General features: G+C 66.8%; 23 protein-coding genes and 1 pseudogene. 11 read left to right on the top strand and 13 right to left on the bottom strand.

Features of this window, described 5'->3' with window-relative positions; all coding sequences use genetic code 11:
• Positions 1–105 precede the first annotated feature (105 nt).
• The 3 genes and pseudogenes from LAQ74_RS01455 to LAQ74_RS01445 all read right to left on the bottom strand — a co-directional run.
• Positions 106–375: pseudogene (locus tag LAQ74_RS01455) on the bottom strand (pyruvate dehydrogenase (acetyl-transferring) E1 component subunit alpha); the annotation flags it as partial.
• Between the two features lie 109 nt (positions 376–484).
• Complete coding sequence (locus tag LAQ74_RS01450) at positions 485–823, bottom strand: cupin domain-containing protein (protein WP_224334058.1); 339 nt, start codon at positions 821–823, stop codon at positions 485–487.
• A gap of 40 nt (positions 824–863) precedes the next feature.
• Positions 864–1,664 (bottom strand): YihY/virulence factor BrkB family protein, encoded by an 801-nt coding sequence (locus LAQ74_RS01445; protein ID WP_224334056.1) that lies wholly within the window; start codon positions 1,662–1,664, stop codon positions 864–866.
• Between the two features lie 135 nt (positions 1,665–1,799).
• On the opposite strand from LAQ74_RS01445, the gene LAQ74_RS01440 reads away from it, so the two are divergent.
• Positions 1,800–2,330: a DUF5817 domain-containing protein gene (locus LAQ74_RS01440; RefSeq protein WP_224334055.1), complete on the top strand. Its 531-nt coding sequence runs from the start codon at positions 1,800–1,802 to the stop codon at positions 2,328–2,330.
• 14 nt (positions 2,331–2,344) lie between these two features.
• Here the strand turns inward: LAQ74_RS01440 and LAQ74_RS01435 are convergent, their stop codons facing one another.
• Both LAQ74_RS01435 and hmgA read right to left on the bottom strand, forming a co-directional pair.
• Positions 2,345–2,524, bottom strand: a complete 180-nt coding sequence (locus LAQ74_RS01435; protein ID WP_224334053.1) for a hypothetical protein — start codon at positions 2,522–2,524, stop codon at positions 2,345–2,347.
• A gap of 80 nt (positions 2,525–2,604) precedes the next feature.
• Positions 2,605–3,816 (bottom strand): hydroxymethylglutaryl-CoA reductase (NADPH), encoded by a 1,212-nt coding sequence (gene hmgA, locus LAQ74_RS01430; RefSeq protein ID WP_224334045.1) that lies wholly within the window; start codon positions 3,814–3,816, stop codon positions 2,605–2,607.
• 103 nt (positions 3,817–3,919) lie between these two features.
• Between hmgA and LAQ74_RS01425 the strand changes: the two genes are divergently transcribed.
• On the top strand, positions 3,920–5,479 hold the full coding sequence (locus LAQ74_RS01425; protein ID WP_224334043.1) for an amidohydrolase: 1,560 nt from the start codon (positions 3,920–3,922) through the stop codon (positions 5,477–5,479).
• A gap of 224 nt (positions 5,480–5,703) precedes the next feature.
• Here LAQ74_RS01425 and LAQ74_RS01420 read toward each other — a convergent pair whose 3' ends face one another.
• Together LAQ74_RS01420 and LAQ74_RS01415 are read right to left on the bottom strand one after the other, a co-directional pair.
• The gene (locus tag LAQ74_RS01420; protein ID WP_224334035.1) at positions 5,704–6,516 is read right to left on the bottom strand and encodes a formate/nitrite transporter family protein; all 813 of its coding nucleotides are present in this window, start codon (positions 6,514–6,516) and stop codon (positions 5,704–5,706) included.
• Positions 6,517–6,685: 169 nt separating this feature from the next.
• Entirely contained in the window at positions 6,686–7,606 is a 921-nt protein-coding gene (locus LAQ74_RS01415) for a winged helix-turn-helix domain-containing protein (RefSeq protein WP_224334033.1), read from the bottom strand.
• 164 nt (positions 7,607–7,770) lie between these two features.
• On the opposite strand from LAQ74_RS01415, the gene LAQ74_RS01410 reads away from it, so the two are divergent.
• Complete coding sequence (locus tag LAQ74_RS01410) at positions 7,771–8,034, top strand: hypothetical protein (RefSeq protein ID WP_224334031.1); 264 nt, start codon at positions 7,771–7,773, stop codon at positions 8,032–8,034.
• Between the two features lie 24 nt (positions 8,035–8,058).
• Here the strand turns inward: LAQ74_RS01410 and LAQ74_RS01405 are convergent, their stop codons facing one another.
• Positions 8,059–9,027, bottom strand: coding sequence for an alpha-ketoacid dehydrogenase subunit beta (locus LAQ74_RS01405; RefSeq protein ID WP_224334029.1), 969 nt, complete (start codon positions 9,025–9,027; stop codon positions 8,059–8,061).
• Positions 9,017–10,108 carry a pyruvate dehydrogenase (acetyl-transferring) E1 component subunit alpha gene (gene pdhA / locus LAQ74_RS01400; protein WP_224334021.1) on the bottom strand — a complete coding sequence of 364 codons (1,092 nt, stop codon included), beginning with the start codon at positions 10,106–10,108 and terminating at the stop codon, positions 9,017–9,019. Before pdhA ends, LAQ74_RS01405 begins: the two co-directional genes overlap by 11 nt.
• 164 nt (positions 10,109–10,272) lie before the next feature.
• Here pdhA and LAQ74_RS01395 point away from each other — a divergent pair, with 164 nt between their 5' ends.
• On the top strand, positions 10,273–11,451 hold the full coding sequence (locus LAQ74_RS01395; RefSeq protein ID WP_224334020.1) for an MFS transporter: 1,179 nt from the start codon (positions 10,273–10,275) through the stop codon (positions 11,449–11,451).
• A gap of 27 nt (positions 11,452–11,478) precedes the next feature.
• Here the strand turns inward: LAQ74_RS01395 and LAQ74_RS01390 are convergent, their stop codons facing one another.
• Both LAQ74_RS01390 and LAQ74_RS01385 read right to left on the bottom strand, forming a co-directional pair.
• Positions 11,479–11,736 carry a hypothetical protein gene (locus LAQ74_RS01390; RefSeq protein WP_224334018.1) on the bottom strand — a complete coding sequence of 86 codons (258 nt, stop codon included), beginning with the start codon at positions 11,734–11,736 and terminating at the stop codon, positions 11,479–11,481.
• Positions 11,737–11,996: 260 nt separating this feature from the next.
• Positions 11,997–12,842: an aldo/keto reductase gene (locus LAQ74_RS01385; RefSeq protein WP_224334016.1), complete on the bottom strand. Its 846-nt coding sequence runs from the start codon at positions 12,840–12,842 to the stop codon at positions 11,997–11,999.
• Between the two features lie 118 nt (positions 12,843–12,960).
• Here LAQ74_RS01385 and LAQ74_RS01380 point away from each other — a divergent pair, with 118 nt between their 5' ends.
• Positions 12,961–14,109 (top strand): saccharopine dehydrogenase family protein, encoded by a 1,149-nt coding sequence (locus tag LAQ74_RS01380; protein ID WP_224334000.1) that lies wholly within the window; start codon positions 12,961–12,963, stop codon positions 14,107–14,109.
• A 3-nt stretch (positions 14,110–14,112) separates the two neighbouring features.
• On the opposite strand, the gene LAQ74_RS01375 is transcribed toward LAQ74_RS01380, so the two are convergent.
• A complete protein-coding gene (locus LAQ74_RS01375; protein ID WP_255647806.1) occupies positions 14,113–14,892 on the bottom strand; it encodes a PHP domain-containing protein in 780 nt (259 codons plus the stop codon).
• Between the two features lie 225 nt (positions 14,893–15,117).
• Here LAQ74_RS01375 and pyrG point away from each other — a divergent pair, with 225 nt between their 5' ends.
• The 3 genes from pyrG to LAQ74_RS01360 are packed head-to-tail and all read left to right on the top strand — an operon-like array spanning position 15,118 to position 18,048.
• A complete protein-coding gene (gene pyrG, locus LAQ74_RS01370) occupies positions 15,118–16,764 on the top strand; it encodes a glutamine hydrolyzing CTP synthase (RefSeq protein ID WP_224333996.1) in 1,647 nt (548 codons plus the stop codon).
• Positions 16,764–17,681 (top strand): glutamine-hydrolyzing GMP synthase, encoded by a 918-nt coding sequence (guaA, locus tag LAQ74_RS01365; RefSeq protein ID WP_224333995.1) that lies wholly within the window; start codon positions 16,764–16,766, stop codon positions 17,679–17,681. The genes pyrG and guaA overlap by 1 nt, the downstream gene beginning before the upstream one ends.
• Before the next feature lie 49 nt (positions 17,682–17,730).
• The gene (locus LAQ74_RS01360; protein WP_224333993.1) at positions 17,731–18,048 is read left to right on the top strand and encodes a DUF7126 family protein; all 318 of its coding nucleotides are present in this window, start codon (positions 17,731–17,733) and stop codon (positions 18,046–18,048) included.
• 7 nt (positions 18,049–18,055) lie between these two features.
• Here LAQ74_RS01360 and LAQ74_RS01355 read toward each other — a convergent pair whose 3' ends face one another.
• Entirely contained in the window at positions 18,056–18,421 is a 366-nt protein-coding gene (locus LAQ74_RS01355; protein ID WP_224333990.1) for a hypothetical protein, read from the bottom strand.
• A gap of 131 nt (positions 18,422–18,552) precedes the next feature.
• Here LAQ74_RS01355 and LAQ74_RS01350 point away from each other — a divergent pair, with 131 nt between their 5' ends.
• The 3 genes from LAQ74_RS01350 (at position 18,553) to LAQ74_RS01340 (ending at position 20,833) form a co-directional block, all read left to right on the top strand.
• Positions 18,553–18,870 carry a cupin domain-containing protein gene (locus LAQ74_RS01350; RefSeq protein WP_224333988.1) on the top strand — a complete coding sequence of 106 codons (318 nt, stop codon included), beginning with the start codon at positions 18,553–18,555 and terminating at the stop codon, positions 18,868–18,870.
• 75 nt (positions 18,871–18,945) lie between these two features.
• Complete coding sequence (locus LAQ74_RS01345) at positions 18,946–19,932, top strand: beta-ribofuranosylaminobenzene 5'-phosphate synthase family protein (protein ID WP_224333987.1); 987 nt, start codon at positions 18,946–18,948, stop codon at positions 19,930–19,932.
• A 64-nt stretch (positions 19,933–19,996) separates the two neighbouring features.
• Positions 19,997–20,833: an RAD55 family ATPase gene (locus LAQ74_RS01340; protein ID WP_224333983.1), complete on the top strand. Its 837-nt coding sequence runs from the start codon at positions 19,997–19,999 to the stop codon at positions 20,831–20,833.
• Positions 20,834–20,856: the final 23 nt, after the last annotated feature.

The raw sequence follows: 20,856 nt of genomic DNA, 5'->3' as shown, positions 1-20,856 counted from the left end.
TAAACCGCCGATTTTCGGACGAAACGAACTCGGGTTCGCAGACCGAGCGACCGCAAAGAACACGACGAGTCGGCGACGCCGACTTACGAGGCGTCAGACCGGCCGAATCCGGCCGAGGTCGACACCTTTCGCGATCGCGACGTGGTGTGGTCGGTGTGGTGCCGTGACGGTGTCGTCGTCGCGGAGGTGTGCACAGACGCCGGCCGCCGACGCCTCGTGGCCCGCCGCGAGGTGCAGCTCGCCCGGAATCGGTCCGGCCGAGATGTCGAACGCCGACTGCTTTCCCTCCAGATACTCCTCCTGTAACCGCTCCTCGTAGTAGCGGGCGGTCACCATCTCCGTGTACATCTCCGATAGTGTGTTTCTCGACAACATGTTTCTGCGTTCGGTGGTAGCACGAACCACACCATCAACGTTAGTTCACGCTGTCAGAGATTCACGCGAACGTGGGCAAGAGAGGCGTTCGGCCAGTTCGCGGTTTCCGCTACTCCTGCCAGTCGGGGTTCAGTCGCGGGGGACTGAAGATGTCGACGCCGCGGACGGGTTCGTCGCCGCGGTTCTCGGCACCGTGCGGTTCACCACCGGGGATGACGTAGGAGTCGCCCTCGGTGACGCGAATCTCCTCCCCATCGACGACGAACGTCAGCGTCCCCTGTGTGATGTAGCCCGTCTGCTCGTGGGGGTGGTCGTGTTCGGGTACCGTCGCCCCGGCGGCGATATGGAAGTGCTGGACGCTCATCTCCTCACCCGCGGCGAGCTGTGCGAGGTGAACGCCGGATACTGCTTCGGTCGTCTCTACGTCTGACAGCGACAGTCGTTCCATGTGGAGTGCGCGCACGCCGACCGAATAAAGCTAGCGCGGGTCAGCGAGGCGCGCGGAGTTCGGCGTACGGCGTCGGACGTTCGATGACGACGTTGACCACCGCGCCGAGGAGCACGAGGATACCGCCGAGATAGAGCCACGTCACGAACAGCAGCACCGCCCCGAGGACGCCGTACGCTTGGTACTGCGAGGCGTTCTGGGCGTAGTACAGAAAGCCCAGTTGGAGGAGAATCCAGCCACCGGCGGTGACGACGGTGCCGGGGATGACGTGTTTGAACGTCACCGACACCGGCGGGAGGATGTAGTAGATCGGCAGGAGGACGAGGATAAGCAGCACGAACAGCGACAGCGTCGTCACGAACGCCGGATACGGAATCGAGAGGTCCACGAACGTGACGACGACGCCCGCGCCGACCATGAGTGCGATGGCGACGAGGACGATACCGAGGACGAACAGTCCGTCGAGCAACCGTCGGACGAAGCCGACGGAGTGGAAACTGCCGTACACCTCGCCGAACGCCTTCGAGAGGCCGCGAAACATCTTCAACGCGCCCCAGAGGAGAAAGCCGAGGCTGGCGAGACTCGCCCCTCTACGGCCCGCGGAACTGGTCAGGGCCTGTTCGAGCACCTGCCGCCCGCTCTCAGAGACGTATGCGCTCACCTGGTCGAGCAACTGCATCACTACCTGGCCTTCTCCGACGTACGTCGCCAAGACGAATACGAAAATGACTAGCGGGATGAACGATTGGAGCGCGTAGTAGGCGAATCCCGCGGCGAGAAACGTGATATCCCGGTCCCGCGCGACGCGGACGACCGTTCGGAGCGTACTAGTCAGTCCCACACAGAGTCACTGCTCACAGACACACTGCAACGGCTAGAAGTATAGCGTTTCTCCCGGGTTGTGGCGACAGTCTGTGGAGATAACAGCTACCGACGGAGCAGTAGATTAAACCCCGTCGCTCGACCACAGCGAGACATGTACGCCGTCGTCGGCTGCAACGGCTGTTCGAACGTCTGGATTCTGGAGAATCCACGCGAGCAGGCGTCGGCACAGTGCTCGCGCTGCGGCAAGCGCCACCAGACGAAGAAACTGCGGCAGATGTACACCGCCGAAGACCACGACGCCGCCCGGCAGGTCCGGTCGGCGATAGTAGCCGAAAAACAGGGCGCGTCGGAGGCGTTCTCGACTCTCGACTCGGTCTCGGAGATGGAGACGCAACTCGACGACGCCCACATCTCCGACCGAGAGTATCTCGAACGCTCGGGGCTCGACGCCGACGAAGTCGCCGCCGCGGGCGACGCCTCCTCGTCGTCCGCGTCTTCGTCGAAATCGCGGCGCGAACTCGTCGAGGAGGCAGTAAGCAAGCAGGACCGGCCGACGGAGGAAGAAGTCGTCAGCTACGCCGCAGAGCGCGGCGTTCCCGCCGAGAAGGCGCGCGACATCTTGGAGAAGCTCACCCTCGGCGGCGAGGTGTCGGAGAGCGGCGGCCGGTACCGGTCGCTCTGACTGCTCTGGGGCACTCAGAGTTCGGTGCCCAACGCGAGCACGCCACCGACGACGAAGAAGATAATTCCGGCACTGACGCCGAAATCACCGAACGCGAGCGCGCAGAACAGTCCGACCGCGGCGAAGTAGAGCCCGAGGAGAACGGTTCGAATGTCGTCGAGTGCGCCGAGAACGGCAACTCGTTGTGAAGCCATGCGTCGATTGCGAGCGTTCGGAACTTAATTGCACCTCTGTTCGATGCAGAGGATAGGTTCGACGACTCGGTGGGTCCGCCCTATCGACCCAGTTCCTCGTGTGCGCTCGACAGATGCCGCGACCCGAGCGCCGCGAGCAGCGAGAGTTCGCCCGCGAGCGACCCCACGGCGATCGCTTCGGCGAGAGCGTCGGCGTTCGCACCCGCGGGGTCGCCGCCGCCGCGGACGTCGAGCACGTCGAGTCCTTCCGCCTGCGTCGGTAACTTAGTCCCGCCGCCGACGGTGCCGACTTCGAGGCTCGCCAAGGAGACGGAGACGTAGAGATCACCATCCTGCACTTCCGCAGTCGTGATGGCGTTCGACCCTTCGACGACCTGCGCCGCGTCCTGTCCGGTCGCCAGAAACATCGCGGCGACGACGTTGGCGACGTGAGCGTTGAAGCCGAGGCTTCCCGCTTTAGCGCTGCCGACGAGGTTCTTCCGAGTGTTGATTTCGGCGATGGCCTCGGGCGTCGTGTGGAGACGCTCTTCGACGACTTCCCGCGGGATCGTCACGTCCGCGGTGACGCTTCGCCCACGGCCTTCGACGGCGTTGATGGCGGCGGGTTTCTTGTCGGTGCAGAGGTTGCCCGAGAGCGCGACGAGCGAGGCAGCCGTCTCGTCTTCGACCACGTCGCACGCCGCTTGGGTAGCGATGGTGGCCATGTTCATCCCCATCGCGTCCTTCGTGTCGTAGCGGAAGCGCAGGAAGACGGAGTTACCGACGACGTACGGCGTCACGTCGAGCAGTTCGCCGTGACTCGTCGTCTCCTCGGCTGCCTCCTTCAGCGCCGGTTCGTTGTCACGGACCCACGAGACGAGCGCCTCGGCTTCGACCACGTCGGCGACGCTGAACACCGGCGCGCGAGTCATTCCGGATTTCGTCACCCGCGCCCGTGCGCCGCCCGCGCCGTCGACGACCGAGAGGCCGCGATTCACGGAGGCCAGAAGCGCGCCCTCGGTCGTCGCAAGCGGGAGGTAGCGCTCGCCGGAGAGCGCGCCGCCGTTTATCGTGACCGGGCCGACGACGCCCATCGGAATCTGGGCCGCACCGACCATGTTCTCGATGTTCGGATCGGCCTGCTCAGCAGGAAACGAGTAGTCGCTGACGGCGTCGAGCGAAGCGTCTGTCTGCTCCTCGACGAGGAGTCGGCGCGCGGCCGTCGCGGTGTCGGCGTCGGCGTGCTCTTCGAGTTCGTGGAGTCGCAGGTCGCCGTCGCGGACGCGGTCGGCGAGGGCTTCGGCGTCGGTCATGCCGTGTACGTCCTCGCGGCGGTCGCTAAGGACTGTCGGTTTTCTCCACCTCCGAAACGCCGCTTTCCGAACGATTTTGCCGTTCCCCCACCGCAGAGCCACCATGACCGAAGCAGCAGACCTCCTCCTCGTCGACGCGGAGGTCCACAGCCTCGTCGGTGCCGACGGGGACACCGAGGGCGACGCCGACGAGACGTACGAGGCACTCGCCATCCGAGACGGCGAAATCGTCCGTCTCGGGTCGACGTACGACGTGGAGTTCCTCGCCGGGGCCGAGAGCGAGGTCGTCGATCTCGACGGTCGGGTCGTCCTCCCCGGGTTCGTCGACGCCCACGTCCACCTCTCGATGACGGGGCGTTACCTCGTCCACGCGAACCTCTCGGGTGCCTCGGGCCCCGTAGAGGCCATCGAACGGCTTCGGGAGCGCGCCGACGAGGTCGGTTCTGACGACTGGATTCAGGGCTACGGCTACGACGAGAGCACGTGGGACAAGTCGCGGTATCTCACCCGCGAGGACCTCGATGCAGTATCCGATTCTCGACCCGTCGTCGCGTTCCGCGAGGACATGCACGTCGCCTCGCTCAACTCGGTCGCCTTGGACCGCTGCCGCGACGAGATGCCCGAGACGGACGTCCACATCGAGGGCGGCGAACCGACCGGCGTCGTCGTCGAGGAAGCCGTCGACCCCGTCTTCGAGGCGGTCGAACCCGACGCCGAGGAGATGCGGGAGCTGTTGACCGCGGCCCAGCAGCGCGCGAACGAACTCGGCACCACCGGCGTCCACGACATGGTCCGGCACTCGCGCGCGCCGCAGGTGTACCGGGAGCTGGACCTCGCGGGCGACCTCTCGCTCCGGGTTCGAATCAACTACTGGGCCGATCACCTCGACGCCGTCACGGAGGCGGGTCTGCGGACGAACCACGGCAGCGAGATGGTTCGGACGGGTGCGATAAAGAGCTACACCGACGGGAGTTTCGGCGGCCGGACCGCCAAACTCTCCGAGCCGTACAGCGACGACGCGTCGGCGACGGGCCAGTGGGTCGTCGACCCCGAGGAACTGGGTGACATCGTTGCCCACGCCGACGACGCCGGCTTTCAGGTGACCGCCCACGCCATCGGCGACGAGGCCGTCGACGCCGTGCTGGACGCGTATTCTGAGACGGAGCACCCGGGCGAGATGCGCCACCGCGTCGAACACGTCGAACTGGCCTCCGACGAAGCCATCGAGCGGTTCGGCGAACTGGGCGTCGTCGCCTCCGTCCAGCCCAACTTCCTGAAGTGGGCCGACGAAGGCGGTCTCTACGAGGCGCGACTCGACGACAGACGGACGGAGACGAACCGCTATCCCGCGTTACTCGACGTGGGCGCGCCGCTGGCGTTCGGCTCCGACTGTATGCCGTTGGACCCGCTGTTGGGGATTCACTGGGCGGTCAACGCGCCCGCCGAGAGCCAGCGTCTCGGGGTGACCGAGGCGCTGCGAGCATACACGCTGGGCGCGGCGTACGCCGGCTTCGACGAGACACGACTGGGAACCGTCGAGGTCGGCAAGCGCGCCGATTTGACCGTGCTCGACGAGTCGCCGTGGGAGCGGTCGGCGGCGATTCGCGACCTCGACGTGGCAATGACCGTCGTCGACGGCGACGTGGTGTTCGACGGGCGATAGTCTCGGTCCCGATATCGAGCGAGAGCACTTCTCTCGCCTTTCGACTATCAGGCCAGAGCCTTCTTTCGGTAGTTCCCCTAGAAGCAAGGTGCGGACTGACAGTCCGAGACGGGTGGGCCCCACCCGTCTCGTTTATCGTTCCCGCCGACGCTTCGGCTCTCGTTCCCGCGGACGTTTACCGGGTGACGCCGTAGCCGTCGCCCGGCCCCTCGAAGCCGCTTTCGTCACCCTCGACTCACGTGTCCGTACTTCAGGAGGGCGACGAACACCGACCCGCCGACTGCGTTGCCGAGCGTCGCGAGGACCAGGAACCGGCCGTAGTCGGCGAACGTTATCTCGGGGGCGATGAACAGGCCGAACAGCACCTCGACGTTGCCCGCGATGGAGTGCGGGAGGTGGAGGATGCCGATGGAGGCCGTGACGAGCCAGACGATGAGAACGCGACTTATCGTGCCCTGCGCGGCGGTGACGAGCCACGAGAGCAGTCCCATCAGCCAGCCGGCGAGGACGGCCGACCAGAACATCCCCGAGTCGCTGTGGTGGACGAGTTTCTCCGCGACGGTGACGAACGCCTCGGGGGTGGCGACGCCGAGGTCCGGAATGGCGATCACGACGAACGCCGCGAACACCAGTCCGCCGAGCACGTTGCTCACGAATATCACCGACCAGAGCCGTCCGAGGTCGCTCCACGAAGCCCGTCCGTCGATGACGGGGAGCACCGCCAGCGTCGTGTGTTCGGTGAACAGCTCCGACCGCCCGAGAACGACGAAGATGAAGCCGATGGAGTAGGCGCTGGCGAGCAGCAGTTCGGTCGGTAGGTCGCCGTAGCTGCCGGCGGACAGCGTGAGCACGACGGCCATCAACAGCGGTCCGAAGCCGATGTCGAGCCCCGCCGACAGCCCCGAGAGGAACAGTCCGTCGAGTTCGCGGTTTATCTCGTGTAACCCCTCGTCGATCTGCTTCTCGAGAATCTCGCGTGCTGGAGGCTGCTCGCCGATGAACCTGCTCGCCGTCTCGCCGCCGTCGGGTTCAGCCACCGCGTCAACCACCTTCGAGCGCGACGAACGACGTACTCAGCGACTCTGCCATAAGGAACGGATGGTCTCCGCGTACGTAGTTATTTGGGCTTGGGGCCGCGTCGTGACTCGGATACGTGAACAGGACACAGAGGATCAAACCGGGTCGAACCGTCGGAACCGGGATCGCTTACCCCTCCGACGCGCCGACCGGCCGCGCACAGCCGTCCACCTCCAGGACGTTCAGCGAGTCGTCGAGGACGATACACATCGAGTCGTCGCCGCGGGGGATGTCGAGACGAATCTCCAGCGGGTCGCAGGAGACCACGTCCGTGTACTCGTCGCTGACGCACCACGGGAGCGTCCAGAACGGACGGGTACTCAGGTCGACGCCGCGTTCGGCGTGGAACGTCATCACGTCGGCGTTGTCCAGCAAGTTGAGACCGACGGCGGAGTGCAACCGATTGTGACACCGACGGCACTCGTGGGTCACCTGCACGTCGAGTCCGGCGTACTCGGTCTCCCGCGAGAGCGTCGTCTCCATCTTCCCCATACACTCGGGACAGACGCCGTCGGCGGCGAGACAGTAGTGGTGGCGGACGTGGTGGTGAAACGCCTGCAGCAGTTCCTCGGGCGTTCGGTCGTCGAGGCCACCCGGCGGGAACGGGTAGCTGACGTGGACGGTCCCGCAGTCGCCACAGGCGATGGTGAGTCGCTCCTCGGCGTACCACGCCTCCAGGTCGCCGCCGCAGTCGTAGCAGTCGCCGTCGGCGTCGAACGGCTCCAACTCCGCGCGGTCGGTGAACGTGCCGGCGAAGACGGCGCGAACGACTTTCCAGCCCGGATAGCGGAACGAGTAGCCCTCGTCGGTCCGGCGGACGAAGTGGTCGGTGAGCTTCTTCAGGTGGTAGTTGAAGTGGGCGGTGTCGTCGACGTCGACGCGGTCGTACAGTTCCGAGAACGAGACGGGCTCATCGGAGCCGTTTTCGTCCAGAAGCGCCTGAAGAATCTCGATTCGCGTGTCGTTGCCGAGGAGGGCGAACGCTTCGGCGGGGGCGATACCGGCGTCGGCTTCGGCGGCTACCGACTCGCTCCCGGCAGGGTGGCTCATGTGAACATGTTCCGATGCTCGGGACAAAACCGTTGCGCCCCTCGAACTCGTTGCTGACGTTCGCTCCGGCGCGCCTCCCGCCGACCGTGTCGACGGGCGGTCCCCGAGCGACTACTGACGCAGGCGGCGAACAGCTATCCGTCTGGAACCGGACCCTTCCCGCGATGAGCTCCCCCACCGACCGCTCCGACCAGGACTCGCCCTCCGGATGGACGCTCGAAGAGAGCGACGACGACGTTCGCTCGTGGCTCGGATCCGACGAACGCGTCGTCTGTGCCCGCGAAGGCGACGGTTGGAGCGCCTACGCCGTACCGCGCAGCGAACTCGGCGCGTCGCACCGGACGCCGCTGACGGAAGACGCGGCGGACTTCGACACCGCGTTCTCGGCGGCGCGCGACTACATGGAACGCAACAGCGACGAGCCGTAGCAGAGAGCGGGAGCGCGCGTCGGTTCAGTCCGACAGCGCCCGCTCGATACCGCGTCGAATCCGGTCTTCGTCGGGGACGTACTCGTCTTCTCTGGCGAACAACGGATAGGGGACGTCGTAACCGGTGACTCGCTGGACCGGCGCTTCGAGGTAGTAGAGCGCCCGGTCGTTGATGCGGGCTGTTATCTCGGCGGCCATTCCCCCTGTCTTAGGCGCTTCGTGAACCACGACGCAGCGGCCGGTCTTCCGGACCGACGCCAACACCGTCTCGGTGTCGAACGGGACGATGCTGCGCGGGTCGATCAGTTCGACGCTCGCGTCGACGTTCTCGGCCGCGTCGAGCGCGCGGTGACGCATCGCACCCCACGCGACCACAGTCACGTCGTCGCCCGCCTGCACCACGTCGGCCTCGCCGAGCGAAACGGTGTAGTCGCCCTCGGGCACCTCCCCGCGGAACGCCCGGTAGAGTCGGGTCGGCTCGAAGAAGACGACCGGGTCGGGGTCGCGGATGGAACTCGCGAGGAGACCCTTCGCGTCGGCAGGCGTCGACGGGACGACGACTTTCAGCCCCGGCGTGTGCGCGTAACCGGCCTCGAAGCTCTCGGAGTGGTGTTCGAGCGCGCGGATGCCGCCGCCGTAGGGCGCGCGGATGGTCATCGGGCAGTTCATCTCTCCTCGGGTTCGACTGCGGAGGCGGGCGACGTGCTGTTGTAGCTGATGGAACGCCTGGTGCATGAACCCCGAGAACTCGATCTCGGGGACGGGCGTGAAGCCGTACGTGCCGAGTCCGACGCCGAGACCGACGATGCCCGCCTCGGCGACCGGCGCGTCGTACACCCGATTGGGGTACTCGTCGAGGAGGCCCTGCGTCGCCCGGAAGACGCCGCCGTTTCGACCTACGTCCTGCCCGTAGACGACGACGGAGTCGTCGCGAGCCATCTCCTCGAGCAGCGTGTTGCGGACGGCCTCGACGAGGCGCTGTCTATCGGCCATCGCCGTCACCTCCCGACACAGCGTCGCGGAACTCGGCGCGCTGGCGCTCCAACTCGGGGATGGGCGTCTCGAAGGCGTAGTCGAACATCTCCTCGGCGTCGACCGCCTCGCGCCCCTCGTTCGCGGCCTCGATTTCGCCGCGGAGGTCGTCCTCGATGGACGCCTCGACGTCCGAGATGCGGTCGTCGTCCAGTAGCTCTCGGTCGCGGAGGTACGTCTCGAAGCGAGCGATGGGGTCGCGCGTCTCCCACTCCTGTTCTTCCTCCTCGTGACGATAGACAGAGGGGTCGTCGGAGGTGGTGTGCAAAGAGCGGCGGTAGGTTAGTGCCTCGACGAACACCGGGTCGCCGTCGCGGGCGCTCGCGAGGGCGTCACGGACGACGGCGTACGTGCCGAGCGCGTCGTTACCGTCGACCTGCACGCCCTCGATACCGGCGGCGAGAGCTTTCTGCGCCAGCGTCTCTGCGCGGGTCTGCTGCGCACGTGGAACCGAGATGGCGTAGTGGTTGTTCTGGCAGAGGAAGACGGTGTGGGCGTCGAAGACGCCCGCGAGGTTCGCCGCCTCGTACACGTCGCCCTCCGAGGTCGCGCCGTCGCCGAAGTAGACGAGCGACGCGGCGTCCTCGCCGGCGATCTCCTGGGCCCACCCGAGTCCGGCCCCGTGCAGCGCCTGCGAGCCGACGGGAATCGACGGCGGCATGGTCCGACTCTCGCGCGTCGTCGCCGACCCCTCCTCCATCCCCATCGCGTACCACAGGAGCATCCGTGGCGGCGTCCCGCGGGCGAGGTAGGCGGGCGTCTCGCGGAACGAGGTCACCATCCAGTCCTCGTCGGCGAGCGCGTGGGCGCTTGCGACCTGCGCGGCCTCCTGTCCGACGGCGGGCGCGTAGGTGCCGAGTTCGCCCCGTCGCTGCAGGGCGATAGCGCGCTCGTCGAGTCGCCGCGAGCGTTTCATCGTCCAGTACATCTCGAGCAGGTCGTCCTCGGAGAGGTCGGGCGCTAGCTCCGAGTCGACGCTCCCGTCGGGGGACAACACCTGCACGTGGTCTATCGAGTGTTCGTAGGCAGTTTCTCGCGGCACGGCTGTGGGGGAGTGCAGCGAGGAGCTACTTAGTTCAAAGTCGGCTCTGCGGCGCGCGAGCGACGACCGTCGACGAGAGAGGGACGACGCTCGTGCCGCCGGCGACGACGGCGGCTCCGAATCGACAGTTTGGAACGGCTGACGCCTGTCGGTCACGTCGAGAGATGGTTCGACCGAGTCTCTACGTGAAGTACTACGCCTACGTCACGACGACGTACGCGAGCTTCACCGCCGCCATCTGGATTCTGTTCGTCCGGGCGCAGGGGCTCTCATTCGCCGAGGTCGGTCTGCTCAACGCGGTCTGGTGGATCGGACTCGTCGCCGCCGAGATACCGACGGGGTACGTCGGCGACCGCATCGGCCGCCGCAACGGGATGCTCGTGGGGACCGTCGTCGTCGCGCTCGCGACCGTCGGGATGGGACTGTCGACGACGTTCCCCGAGTTCGCCGTCGTCTACGGCGCGTGGGCCGTCGGCCAGACGTTTCGTACCGGCAGCGACGACGCCTGGCTCTACGAACTGCTCGCCGAGCGGGACGCGACCGCGGAGTTCGCCGCCGTCAAGGGTCGCGCGACGGGCCTCGGTCTCGCCGTCGGCGCGCTGACCGCCCCCGTCGGCGGCGCGCTGGCGGACGAGAACTTCCGGCTCCCCTTCTTCGCGACGGCGGCGGTGACGGCGCTCGGCGTCCCCGTCCTGCTGTCGGTGCCGGAGACCGGCGACGAGGACGTCGGGAGATTCACCGTCGCCGCGGCGGTTCGCGTGATTCGCGGCCGCCTCGCACAACCGCCGCTGCGGACGTTCGTGTGCTACTTCGCGCTGCTGTTCGGCGTCGTCCAGATGACGTACATCTTCGACCAGCCCGTCGCCCAGGACGTCGCGCTCGCGGCGGGCGTTCCCGAATCGGCGACGAAGACCGCCGTCGGCGTCGTCTACGCCGGCTTCACGCTCGTCGCCGCCGCGGTGAGTTACCGAACCGGTTGGCTCCGCCGCCGAATCGGTATTCGACGGTGGTTCGCCGCGGTGCCGTTCGTCGTCGGCGTGCTGTTCGCGGCGCTGTGGGTCGCGCCGATTCTCGCCGTCCCGGCGTTCTTCGTCGCCCGCGCGGTCAACACCGCGTCGATCACGCTCGGCAACCAGTACCTGAACGATCGCATCGACTCCGCCGGGCGCGCCACGGTGCTCTCTGCGGCGTCGATGGTCTACTCGCTGGCGGCGGTACCCTTCGAGGTGGTCGGCGGAGTGGTCGCCGACGCGACGTCGCCGCTCGGGGCGCTTGCGCTGTTCGGCATCGTGCTCGTCGGCGGGGCGGCGGCGATGCGAGCGCTGGTTCGCCCCATCGCCTGACACCGACACGGCGGCCGTCGACCGACCTTAGCGCCTGCTGTCGCGATACACGTCCGCGGCGGCCCGAATCGGTTCCTCGCCGAGCGTCGCGACGCCCGCGGCGAGTCCGAGGACCGACAGCAGGAGTATCTGCCACGCGGCGAGCGGGTCGCCGCTTGCCAACCGCGGGAGCGTCGCACCGAGTAGCGTGAACAGGAGCGCGACCGCGACGACGGTGCGCGTCTGGGCGCGTGTCGGCGGCGGTTCGTCGCTGTCCGCCTCGACGCTCGCCGTCTCGCGACTCATCGTCTCCCTCCGCGGTGAGCCCTCTCTATGCGCCTGTGCGGTTCGTCTTCGTCGAAACTGCTTTGTCGTGAAACCGTCTGTCTCCACATGCTCAATCCTCCCAAGGGGAACGAGCACCGCGTCGGTGTCCCACCACCGACCGTTACCGAATGCTCGCGTTTTACTCAGACGGCTTCTGGTGCAATAAGGACGAGCCAACCGTGGTGAAAGTAGTTTCACGGTCGAATCCGACCGAAATCAGCTAGCTCGATCGCTCAGACCTAATTCCACGGCGCGTCGTCGAAGTCGACGATACGCTCCTCGCGGTCGAGCGAGTCGATGGTCGAAACGTCGTCGTCGTCCAGTTCGAGTTCCGTCGCCTCGAAGTTCTGGCGGATGTGGTCTTCGCCGGTCGCTTTCGGGATGGGCGCGACCTCGTCTTTCGAGAGCAACCACGCGAGTGCGACCTGCGCGGGCGTCGACCCGTGCTTCTCCGCGATATCTTGAATCTCGGAGACGTCGGCGACATCGTTGCGGGCGATGGGGCAGTACGCGACCAGCCAGTGGTCGTCTTTGCGGGCGTACTCGCGGAGCTCCTCCTGCTGGAGCATCGGGTGCATCTCGACCTGGTGGGCGAAGATCGGCGCGTCGAGGTGGTCTTTCGCCTCGTCGAGTTGGTCGGGCCGGAAGTTGCTCAGGCCGACGTGGTCGATGACGCCCTCGTCGCGGAGTTCGTCGAGCGCGGGCAGCGTCTCCTCGGGGTCGTAGGTGTTCAGCGGCCAGTGGACGTACAGCAGGTCGATGGTGTCGACGCCAAGCTTCTCGGCGCTCTCGCGACCCGTCTCGATCACGTCGTCGTAGCCGAGGTTGTCCGTGTCGAGTTTGGTGGCGACGAACAGGTCGTCGCGGTCGATGTCGGCCGCCGAAACGCCGTCAGCGCTCCGCTCTGACGAGCCTGCACTCGCTACGCTCGCGCGGATTCCGTCGCCGACGGCCTCCTCGTTGTCGTAGCCCTGCGCGGTGTCGATGTGCCGGTAGCCGACGTCGAGAGCCGTCTCGACGCTCGTCGCGCACTGGTCGAGGTCTTTGTTCTGGTACGTCCCGAGACCGAGTCGTGGGAACTCCATGGGTCGGGTTCGGGGAGACGAGGCCAAAAGTCACCGGTCGCGGCAGAGTCGTCTGCTTCGCTCCGTCGGGGGAGAGATGCCGCAACGCCCAACAGTCAGGGTACCGTACCGTGACAGTATGTCCGAACTCGTCCTCTACGGCTCGTACGGCTACACCGGGTCGCTCGTCGCCGAGAAGGCCGTCGAGCGTGGCCTCGACCCGATTCTCGTCGGCCGCGACGCCGAGAAAGTGACCGACCAAGCCGACGACCTCGGCGTCCGCGCCCGCGTCGCCTCGCTCGACACCGTCGCGGACCGCATCGACGACGCCCACACCGTGTTGAACTGCGCGGGACCGTTCTCGAAGACCGCCGAACCGATGGTCGAGGCCTGTCTCGACGTCGGCGCGAACTACCTCGACATCACCGGCGAGATTCAGGTGTTCGAGCGACTGAAGCGCCGCGGTCCCGAGGCCGAGGACGCAGGAATCACGCTCCTTCCGGGTGTCGGCTTCGACGTCGTGCCGACCGACTGTCTCGCCGCCCACCTCGCCGAACGACTGCCGGAGGCGACGCATCTCGCACTCGGGTGCGACACCTCGGGATCGCTGTCGATGGGGACGCTGAAGACGGCCATCGAGGCGCTCGGCGAGGGCGGCGCGATTCGCGAGGGCGGTGAACTCCGCCACGTACCGAGCGGGTGGAAGACGCGCGAAATCGATTTCGGTCGGGGGTGGCGCACCGCCGTCACCATCCCGTGGGGCGACGTGTCGACGGCGTACACGACGACAGGCATCCCGAACATCGAAGTGTACGCGACGTTTCCGGAGTCGACGCGGCGGACGATGGAGCTCCAGCGATATCTCGCACCGCTGCTCGAGACGAGACCGGCGAAGCGTCTGCTCAAGCGACTGGTCGACCGCTACGCCGAGGATCCGAGTGCCGATGAGCGAGCGGACGCGACGGTGTACGTCTGGGGCGAGGCCACCTCCGAGAACGGCGAGCGGGTCGTCTCCCGACTCCGAACGCCGCACGTCTACGCGCTCACGGCCGAGTCGGCCGTTCTCTGCGCGGAGAAGACGCTCGCCGGGGACACGCCGACCGGCTATCGGACCCCCGCGAGCGCGTTCGGTCCCGACCTGATTCTGGAGGTTCCGGGCGTCGAACGAACCGACGAGAACGTTCAGGCGGCCGGGAAAGGTGACGGGAAGCGCGCCGACGACCTCGGCGACGCCGAGACGGACGCGGACGCCGAGAGCGACGCGACGGCGACGACAGAGAACGAGTGACCGTCAGTCGAACAGCCGGACCGGTTCGATGTCGTACTCCTGGAAGTACTCTACGAGTACCGGCAGACGCTCGCGGAGTTCGCGCGGGCGGTGCGAGTCGGTGCCGAGAGTGAAGCCGACGCCGCGTTCGAGCAGCAGTTCGAGCAGTCGCGGAGCGGGGTGAATCTCGCCGTACTCCCGAAGCACGCGACCCGCGTTGATTTCGGGGACGGTCCGCGAGCGCGCGAACGCGTCGGCGACGCGTTCGTAGTGGTCGACGGTGGAGTAGCCTCGGAGCGCGGGGTTTCGTTCCACGAGGTCGACGTGGGCGGCGATCTCGAACAGTTCCGAGTCGACGAGCGAGACGAGTTTCTCGAAGTAGTTGTCGACGTACGCCTGCTGTTCGGCCTCCGATTTCGCCGCGAAGAAACCTTCGGTGTGGACGTTGGTGCCGTCGAGGCGGTGGACGCTCCCGACGGCGTAGTCGAACCCGGCGTCGTCGAGGAAGGCGCGAATGTCGTCTTCGTCGCGCGGGTCGTAGTCCATCTCGACGGCGTCGAAGATGCGGACGTCGAACTGCTCGCGGAGCGAGTCGATGGCCGCCCGCCGACGTGGATACGTCTGGTCGAGGTTGAAGCCGAGTTCGTAGGTCCGCTGGCGGGCCTCGTCGCGGGTGGAGGCGTTGCAGTGGTCGGCGAACCCGACGGCGTCGAGACCGGCCTCCTCGGCCGCGCGCAGCATCCGATAGAGGAACTTGCCGTCCGAGTACGTCGAGTGAATATGGTAGTCGTGAGTCGGCGGCACGTTCGTCCATAGACGGGCAGGCGGATAGACGTTTCTGCCGCCGATTCGGATACGATAGTTCGTGTCGAATCCGCAGAGAACGCCAACGGCGAGGCGGGCGGAGGCGTCGTCTGGCCCCGCGTAGGTGACAGCTGAAGTACCAATCACGGAGCGTGGGTTTGTGGGCCTCTCGCAAACGTTTGCGCGTGACGAAACGTTCTTCAACGGGCCTCGCGCACAGTCGGTATGCCGACGGAACCCGACACGGGCTACAACCCGAATCTAGGGAGGAAGTTCATTTTCGTCACCGGGGGTGTGATGTCCGGACTCGGCAAAGGAATCACGGCAGCCAGTACCGGGCGCTTGCTGTCGAACGCCGGGTTCGACGTCACCGCGGTGAAGATCGACCCGTACCTGAACGTCGACGCCGGAACGATGAACCCGTACCAGCACGGCGAGGTGTACGTGCTGAAAGACGGCGGCGAGGTCGACTTGGACCTCGGGAACTACGAGCGGTTCCTCGGGGTCGACATGACCTCCGACCACAACGTCACCACGGGCAAGACGTACCAGCACGTCATCGAGAAGGAGCGCGCCGGCGACTACCTCGGGAAGACAGTCCAGATAATCCCGCACATCACCGACGACATCAAGCGGCGCGTCCGCGAGGCCGCCGCGGGCAGCGACGTCTGTCTCGTCGAAGTCGGCGGGACGGTCGGCGACATCGAGTCGATGCCGTATCTCGAAGCGCTCCGGCAGTTCGCCCACGAGGAGGACGAAGACGACATCCTGTTCATGCACGTCACGCTCGTCCCCGACTCGAAGAACGGCGAGCAGAAGACCAAACCCACCCAGCACAGCGTCAAGGAGCTCCGAAGCATCGGGCTTCAGCCCGACATCCTCATCGGGCGCAACCAGGACCGCCTCGACATCGACACCAAGGAGAAGATCGCGCTGTTCTGCGACGTTCCCACCGAGGCAGTCTTCTCGAACCCCGACGTCGACGATATCTACCACGTCCCGCTGATGGTCGAGGAGGAAGGCCTCGACGAGTACGTGATGGAACGCCTCTCGCTCGACGACGAGGCGCTTCCCCCCGACGAACGCGACAGTCGCTGGCGCGACCTGGTGACGCGCAACCGCGAGGGCTCCGTCGACGTGGCGCTCGTCGGCAAGTACGACCTCGAAGACGCCTACATGTCGGTCCGAGAGGCGCTGAAACACGCCGGTATCGAGACGGGCATCGAGGTGAACGTCCACTGGGTCGACTCCGACGAGATGCGCGACCACCACACAGAGCGCCTCGAGAGCGCCGACGGCATCGTCGTCCCCGGCGGGTTCGGCTCCCGCGGCACCGAGGGGAAGATAGAAGCGATTCGCTACGCCCGCGAGAACGACGTTCCCTTCCTCGGCCTCTGTCTCGGCTTCCAGATGGCCGTCGTCGAGTACGCGCGCAACGTCCTCGGATGGGAAGACGCTCACTCGGCGGAACTGGATCCCGACACCGACCACCCCGTTATCGACCTCCTCCCCGAGCAGTACGATCTCGACGAGATGGGCGGGACGATGCGCCTCGGCGCGCACGAGACGGAGATCGAGACGGGGACGCTCGCGTACCGCGTCTACGGTGCCGACACCTGCACCGAACGTCACCGCCACCGCTACGAGGTGAACCCCGAGTTCCTCTCGGATCTCGAATCCGGTGCGCTGACGTTCTCGGGGAAATCCGGTAATCGCATGGAAATCGTCGAACTCGACGACCAGCCGTACTTCATCGGGACGCAGTTCCACCCCGAGTACCGCTCGCGGCCCGACAGAGCGAGTCCGCCGTTCGTCGGCCTCGTCGAAGCGATTCTCGAACGCACCGAGGAAGTCACGGAGGTGCAGGCCTGATGGTCGACACCGACTCCTTCATCCAAGAAGCCGTCGCCGAGATTCGCGAGGAAGTCGGCGACGCCAACGCTGTCATCGCGCTGTCGGGTGGCGTCGACTCCTCTGTCGCCGCCGCGCTCGCGTACGAGGCGATCGGCGAGCAACTCACTCCCGTCTACGTCGATACCGGTCTGATGCGGAAAGGCGAGACGGAGGGTATCCGTGAGATCTTCAGCTTCATGGAGAGCCTCCGCGTCGTCGACGCCCACGAGCGGTTCTTCGAGGCGCTCTCGGGCGTCGTCGACCCCGAAGTCAAGCGCGAGGTCATCGGCGAACAGTTCATCCGCGAGTTCGAGCGCGAAGCCAGAGACACCGACGCCGACTACCTGGTGCAGGGAACCATCTACCCCGACCGCATCGAGTCGGAGGGCGGCATCAAGTCGCACCACAACGTCGGCGGCCTGCCGGACGTCGTCGACTTCGAGGGCATCGTCGAACCGGTCCGCGACCTCTACAAGGACGAGGTCCGCGAAGTCGCCCGCGCGCTGGACCTCGAAGCGGTCGTCGCCGAGCGGATGCCGTTCCCCGGCCCCGGTCTCGCCGTCCGCGTCGTCGGCGAGGTGACCCAGGAGAAAGTCGAGGTGGCCCGTGAGGCGTGTCACGTCGTCGAAGAGGAACTGGAAGCGTACGACCCGTGGCAGGCGTTCGCCGCCGTCGTCGGCAAAGGCACCGGCGTGAAGGGGGACAACCGCGTCCACGGCTGGATCGTCGCCGTCCGCTCCGTCGAGAGCCGCGACGGGATGACCGCCCGCGCCCAGGAACTCGACTGGGAGACGCTCCAGCGCATCCAGAGCCGGATCACCGGCACGAACGACACCGTCGCCCGCGTCGTCTACGACGTGACACACAAGCCGCCGGCGACCATCGAGTACGAGTAACCCGACGAACGCACCTCCCTCACACAACCCTCCGAACCTCACACACTATATGAAAGCGATACTCTGCGGTCCCGACGAGAACGGACTGGCCGACGCCCTCGCCGCCGAAGGCGTCGAACTCACGCGTATCGACGGCATCGTCACCCGCCCGGCGCTCGAAGACGCCGGCATCGTCGACGCCGGCCTCGTCGTCCTCACCGACGTGGCGGAGGCGACGGCGATTCCGCTGGCGAAGGAACTGAATCCCGACGTTCGCGTCGTCGTCTACGCCGAGCAGTCGCTACCGGAGTTCGCGAAGGGGCAGGCCGACCTCGCGGTCGACCCGAAACTGCTGTCGGCGTCGGTCGTCGCCGAAGAACTCGTCTGAACCAACTCTACTCCCTGTCGGTCTTCTGCTCGTCGGCCACCGCCCGTTTTCCGGCTTCGATACCTGCATCGCCGCCGCCTTCGGCGTTGTACGCCGCTGCGAACGTCTCGGCGGCGTCGAGCGCCTCGTCGTCGCCGCGGACCTCCGCGAACGGTTCCACGTCGCCGAAGTTCGAGGTCTCTTCGTCGGCGACGGCGAGGCGATACGTGTCCGTCTCGGCGTGTTCGGTGTTCGGTTCCGACGGCATCGCCACGAGCGTCGCGCCGTGGTCGACGTGCCGGAAGACGGTGACCGGTCGGGGGTCGTACTTGCGGTCGATGAACTCGGGGTCGGACTCCTCGTACCAGCCGTCGGGGACGCGGTCTGTATCCATCGTGGAGCGTACGGGAGCGAGCGAGGTAAGCGCAGGGGCGAAGGGTCGAGGGTCGGAACCGGGGCCGGGGGCCGAGAGCAGAGTGAGCGAACGACGCCACGCTTATTCGCCACGCCATCGTCGTCACGGCCATGACACTCGACCGACTCGAAGACCTCGACCCGAAGGAGGAAGAAGTCGAGACGGCGGAGCTCGTCGTCACCGACGACGTGCTGGTGAAGGCGTTCGCGCTCGGCCCCGGCGCGGAGCTCTCGCCGCACGAGCACGCCGACAGCACGAACGTCTTTCACGTGCTTCGCGGGACCGTGACCGTGCTTCAGGGCGACGACGAGGAGAAAATCGACGCGCCGGGGGTCGTCCTCCACGAACGCGGCGTCGTCCACGGCGCGCGAAACGACACCGACGAAGTCGCCGTGTTCACCGCGAGTCTCTGCCCGCTCCCGTCGTAAGCGGAGGGGGCAAAAACACCGTCCAGCGTTGCCACCGTCGAAATCCCGATACGACGGCGTTACGAACGACGCCCAATGACGCGCGTCACCGCCTCCGGGCGACTCCACTTCGGGTTCTGCAATCTGAGCCTCGCCCACGAGCGGTTGTACGGCGCGCTCGGCGTCGCGCTCGACACGCCGGAACTCGTCGTCGACGTGGTGGCCGACGACGGGGTGACGGTCGACCTCCACGTCGAGGTCGACGCGCAGGCCGAGACGGTTCGCGAATACGCTACCCGAGCGACCGAGTTACTCGGCGTCTCGGGCGCACACGTCCGCGTCGAGTCGTCGTTGCCGCGGCACATGGGTCTCGGCAGCGGGACGCAACTGGCGCTTTCGGTGTTCGCGGGCGTCGCCGGGGCGTACGACCGCGCGCCCAGGGTTCGGGAGAACGCTCCGGCGTTGGGCCGCGGCGGTCGCTCCGGCGTCGGCGTCGCCACCTTCGAGTCCGGAGGATTCGTCCTCGACGCCGGCCACCCGACGGCGCGCTTCACCGCCGACAGGCCCGCAGACGGCGAGTGGAACGTTCCTGCGGTGGCCGCCCAGCACAAGATTCCCGACGACTGGCGGTTCCTGGTCGTCCTCCCCGACGCCGAACCGGGCAAGAGCGACGCCGACGAGGACGCGAGCATGCGCGCCGCCGTCGAACGCGCGGACCCCGCCCTCGCCGACCGAATCTCGGGAGCGGTCGTCCGCGAGGTGTTGCCGGCCGTCGCCGCCGACGCACCCGAGCGGTTCGGCGAGGCGGTCGCCGAAATCGGCCGCCTCAACGGCGCGTGGTACGCCGACGAGCAGGGCGGCGTCTACCGGCCGCCGGTCGGCGAACTCGTCGCATCCCTTTCCGACGCGCCAGCGGTGTACGGCGCGGGGCAGTCTTCGTGGGGCCCGGCCGTGTACGGCGTCACCGACGCCACGCGCGCCGACGCTGCGCAGGAAGCCGGCGAGGCGGCGCTGGCGTCGGCCGGAATCGACGGCGAGGTGCTCGTCTCCGCGTCGCGGAGCGCCGGTGCGCGAATCGAGTGACGAACGGTCAATGGAGTCGACTGTCCGGCGTAACGACTATCCCGACGGCCGCCGACGGGCGGCCATGGAGAAGATCCCCTTCGGCGTTTCTCGCTTCGACTCCATCATCGGCGGGGGCGCGCCGCCGGGCAACGTCGTCCTCCTATCGGGGGAGTCCGGAGCGGGTGCGCGGGAGTTCCTGCAGACGTGCGCGGCGATGAACGCGCTGGCGCACGCCGACGCCGACCTGTTCGAGTTGTACTACGGGTCGCTCGGCGACAACACGCGGCTTCCCGACGAGGTCCACTACCTCTCGTTTACGACCGACGAGGAGTATCTCGGTCGGGAGTTGGCGTACACGCTCTCCGACGACATCGTCGACGGGGCGCTCTCGGAGATTCGGTTCCGCGACTTCTCGCCGGAGTACTTCCAGTTGAGTCCCATCCCGCGGGAGTGGTACGTCGGCGAGACGTCCACCATCCGCGATTTGGGGAAGCGGCACGGTCGCGACAACGTGTTGAGCGCGCTCGGCGAGTATCTCGGCGAGCACGCCGCGGGTAATCTGGTTCTCGTCGACTCCATCACCGACCTCGTCGGCGCGATCTCCGACGAGATGGCGTGGTCCGATATCGCGATGGTGATGAAAGGACTCCGAAAGGCCGCCTACCACTGGGGCGGCCTCATCATCCTGCTGGTCAACGAGGAGACGCTCGATCCCCGGGAGTTGGGACTCCTGACCGACGCCGCCAGCGGGACGCTCCGCTTTCGGTGGGAGTCCGGCGGGTCGAAGCGCGCCCGGACGATGGTCGTCGAGGAGTTCCGCGGCGTGCTCTCGCGCATCGAGGGCGAGAACATCGTCCGCTTCGAGGTCGAAATCTCGGAGTCGGGACTCGACGTGAGCGACGTCCGAAAGATACGGTGAGCGAACATTTAAGATGCGAGACG

Origin of the sequence: Haloprofundus halobius (assembly GCF_020097835.1) — an archaeon.
GTDB lineage: Archaea > Halobacteriota > Halobacteria > Halobacteriales > Haloferacaceae > Haloprofundus > Haloprofundus halobius.
Note: the sequence above shows the minus strand (reverse complement) of the source record. Positions and strands in the feature narration are given on the sequence as shown.